At 54.7% G+C, this 236-nt stretch carries 1 rRNA gene; it reads left to right on the top strand.

Annotation, left to right across the window (positions count from 1 at the left end):
• Positions 1–236, top strand: a 23S ribosomal RNA gene (locus HFE01_RS26815); the annotation flags it as partial.

Below are 236 nucleotides of genomic sequence, written 5' to 3'. Positions count from 1 at the left end.
CGGAAAGACCCCATGGAGCTTTACTGCAGCTTGATATTGAATTTGGGTACGATCTGTACAGGATAGGTGGGAGCCGTAGAATCTTGAGCGCCAGCTTGAGAGGAGGCATCCTTGGGATACCACCCTGATCGTATCTAGGTTCTAACTTGGTACCGTGATCCGGTGCGAGGACAGTGTCAGGTGGGCAGTTTGACTGGGGCGGTCGCCTCCTAAAGAGTAACGGAGGCGCCCCAAGG

This window comes from Paenibacillus sp. EKM10P (assembly GCF_011800655.1).
GTDB classification, from domain to species: domain Bacteria; phylum Bacillota; class Bacilli; order Paenibacillales; family Paenibacillaceae; genus Paenibacillus; species Paenibacillus polymyxa.
This window is presented reverse-complemented; position numbering and strand designations above follow the sequence as displayed.